The organism is Mesorhizobium sp. M7A.F.Ca.CA.004.04.2.1 (genome assembly GCF_004022825.1).
GTDB lineage: Bacteria > Pseudomonadota > Alphaproteobacteria > Rhizobiales > Rhizobiaceae > Mesorhizobium.
The window spans coordinates 1-2,799 of the sequence record NZ_RZPH01000807.1 but is presented as its reverse complement, the minus strand read 5'-3'; the positions used below and the strand labels follow the sequence as shown (position 1 = coordinate 2,799).

General features: G+C 62.9%; 4 protein-coding genes and 1 pseudogene. 2 read left to right on the top strand and 3 right to left on the bottom strand.

From position 1 onward, the window contains the following. Together EN893_RS27370 and EN893_RS27365 are read left to right on the top strand one after the other, a co-directional pair. A partial coding sequence (locus EN893_RS27370; protein WP_164901148.1) for a L,D-transpeptidase occupies positions 1-291 on the top strand: 291 nt, incomplete at its 5' end. Beyond that, positions 288-881: a hypothetical protein gene (locus EN893_RS27365; protein WP_127268512.1), complete on the top strand. Its 594-nt coding sequence runs from the start codon at positions 288-290 to the stop codon at positions 879-881. The genes EN893_RS27370 and EN893_RS27365, both read left to right, overlap by 4 nt. Positions 882-892: 11 nt before the next feature. On the opposite strand, the gene EN893_RS27360 is transcribed toward EN893_RS27365, so the two are convergent. From EN893_RS27360 to EN893_RS27350, 3 genes and pseudogenes are all read right to left on the bottom strand, one after another. Continuing rightward, positions 893-1,426 (bottom strand): hypothetical protein, encoded by a 534-nt coding sequence (locus tag EN893_RS27360; RefSeq protein WP_127268511.1) that lies wholly within the window; start codon positions 1,424-1,426, stop codon positions 893-895. A 59-nt stretch (positions 1,427-1,485) separates the two neighbouring features. Next, positions 1,486-2,400: a sugar ABC transporter permease gene (locus EN893_RS27355; protein ID WP_127268510.1), complete on the bottom strand. Its 915-nt coding sequence runs from the start codon at positions 2,398-2,400 to the stop codon at positions 1,486-1,488. Positions 2,401-2,515: 115 nt separating this feature from the next. Next, positions 2,516-2,799: pseudogene (locus tag EN893_RS27350) on the bottom strand (sugar ABC transporter substrate-binding protein); the annotation flags it as partial.

Here is a 2,799-nt window from a genome sequence, read left to right as displayed (position 1 = left end):
GTAAGGGTCGGGGCGAAGCCCGAATGGCGGGAGGGGCGCCCGCCGCAGGAAATGCGGGCCCGCCAGCCGGAGCTGCCGAAAATGGTGCCCGCCGGTCCCTACAATCCGCTCGGCGCAAGGGCGCTCTACCTGTCGCGGGACGGGCGCGACACGCTCTACCGCATACACGGCACCAACGACCCGTCGGGTGTCGGCTTCGATGGGACATCGGGCTGTTTTCGTCTCACCAACACGGATGTGATCGATCTTTTCAAACGCGTCGCTGTCGGCGCAAAGGTGGTGGTCCAATGACGATGATCAGCGAACCGGACATGCCGGCGATCGATATCGGAAACCAGGAACAGCGAGAACCGGTTGCCACCGAGAAATTCAGCAAGGCAAAGACGATCGGCGTCATCGTCGCCGGTGGCGCGCTTCTTATCACCGCGGTCAACATGGCGGCCGCGGTCTATCTCTATCGGGGCATGAGCGACCTGCGCTTCGTCGAAGCGCGGCTGGAGCAGCTCGGCGCGTTCGAGCAGCGGATCGCGGCCCGGCTCGACACGGTCAACAACGGTTTTCAGAGCCGGTTCGAGAAACTGGACAGCCAGTTGCAAGGCAGCTTCAACGAGATCGATGCCGGCATTGCCCGGCTGGGGCAGACTATGCCGGTCGCCGGCGGCGAGGCCATGCCAGGTGCGGAAGAACCGTCCGAATTCGCCACCAGCACGCTGGCGCAAGCGCCCGAAGCGCTCGACGGCGAGAGCGCGAGCGAGCCCGGCGTCATCGAAGCACCCGCACCCAGGAAGAGAATAGCATCGGCCTCGCCCCCTGCCCCAAGCTCCAACTACCAGCGCATCCAGCAGCCCGACGGCAAGGTCTATTACCGCCGGATCAACTAGACGCCATTGCTCTAGAGATCGCGCTGCAGCGCCAGGATGCGGATGGCCCGGACGGACCGCTCCCGCGCCTCAGTGAGGAAGGCGATGTGGCAGTAGGCACAGGCCACGATGCCAAAAAGCAGCACCAGGCTGTTCTTCAAGGTGAAATCGACGGCCAGCGAATACGGAAGACCCTTGGGCGAGGTGAATTCGGCAATCGTGCTGGCCGTTTCCGAATGGCTGCCGACGGCGATCATCAGGCCAGCGAAAATCAGGGCGACATGGTTGGCGAGGAACGAGGATGCCGATCTTTTGGCGTGGCACGCCACCCAGCAGACGATCGCTGCGGCGGCAAGAATGACGGCGTCGATAGCCATGGAGCCGCCCAGCCAGACATCGACCTGCTGCCAAAGTACCGTCGACAGAGGGCGCAGTTCAAGCCATAGCCACCATGCGGTGGGGCTGGCCGGATAGGCGCCCAGCAACAAGGTCGCCATGCGCTCCCCTGCCAGGACCGCCAGAATGAGAAACGGAAAGGCGAAAAGCAGAAGCGGCTGGCGTTTCATGTTCCCTCGACAATCTGCAAGCCAGGATAGGCTGTATAGATTGCTCAAGGCTTAACAGCCTACTTCCGGCCCTCTCCCGTTTGCGAGCGTTCGAGGACGGCAAAGAAGATCACGGTGAGCAGAAGGACGATCAGCAGCAGCACGAAGGCGGCTGCCGCGCCTTCGTTGAGCGAAAGGCCGAGAAAGGCACGGCGATAGGCAAAGAAGCTCAGCACTTCGGTCGCGTTGCCCGGCCCGCCCTTGGTCAGGACATAAGGCAGATCGTAGGTCCGGAACTCGTTGATCAGCTGGATGATGATGGTGATCGCCGCGACCGGCCGAAGCATCGGCAGGGTGATGTAGAAGAATTGCTGCCAGCCGCGTGCGCCATCCACTTCAGCCGCCTCATAGGGATCTCGCGGCAAAGCGGCGAGCCCCGCGGCGAGGATCAGCACGACGAAGGACATTTGCTGCCAGATGTCGATCGCCGCCATCGTCCAGAGCGCCATGCCTGGCGTGCCTAGCCAGTCGAGGCGCGGCAGGCCAAACGTTTCCATCAGATGATTGGCGATGCCGAGATTGGGCTGGAGCAGCATGCGCCAGATCAGGGCGACGCTGATCGGCGACATCGCCATGGGAATGGTCAGAACCGCGAAATAGACCGGCTTCATCCGGACCGTCCGGTTGAGCATCAGGGCGATGCCGAGCCCGATCACGAATTCGCCGACCACCGTCACCGCCGAATAGCGCACGGTGAGCCAGAGCGCGTTCCAGAACAGCTCATCGCCGATCATCGAGGCGAAATTCTTGAACCCGACAAGCGGCAGAAGCTGCGGCTTGATCAAGGTCATCGAGGAGATTGAGAGGATGCAGGCATAGGCCAGCGGAAAGCCCATCACGATCGCCAGCAGCAGCAGGCCGGGCAAGGCAAAGGCCCAGCCGGTCCGCCATTCGCGGCCACGGGCAGCCAATCCTTTTTTGATCGCGTTGAACATCGTAACCGAGCCTTGGTCGGGGTGTGGCGTTCCTGGTCTGGTCAAGATCCGGGGTCTGGACAAGATCCGGCGCGGCTGACACCGCCGCGCCGGATCTCCTGGCCGAGCCGGACCGCTATTTGTCGAGGAGCCCCTGCAAGCCGTCGGAAGCCGCCTTCAGTGCTGCCTCCGAAGTCGCCTGGCCGCCAGCCGCCAGCGACAGCTGGGTACCGAGCAGATCCTCGTATTGCGCCGAATAGGTGAAGATCGGAAACGACTTGCCGGTCGCCACCACATCCTCGGCGGTCTTGTAGAAGGGATATTTCGCCAGCACCGCCGCATCGGCATAGACATCGCTGCGCACCGGCGCGTGGCCCTCGAGCGCGCGCTTCACCGAAACATCCTTGCTCTGCACCCACT

Bases quoted from the DNA above. Each gene is read 5' to 3' on its own strand.
- EN893_RS27365 (WP_127268512.1), top strand. From the start codon at position 288: ATGACGATGATCAGCGAACCGGACATGCCGGCGATCGATATCGGAAAC.
- EN893_RS27360 (WP_127268511.1), bottom strand. From the start codon at position 1,426: ATGAAACGCCAGCCGCTTCTGCTTTTCGCCTTTCCGTTTCTCATTCTG.
- EN893_RS27355 (WP_127268510.1), bottom strand. From the start codon at position 2,400: ATGTTCAACGCGATCAAAAAAGGATTGGCTGCCCGTGGCCGCGAATGG.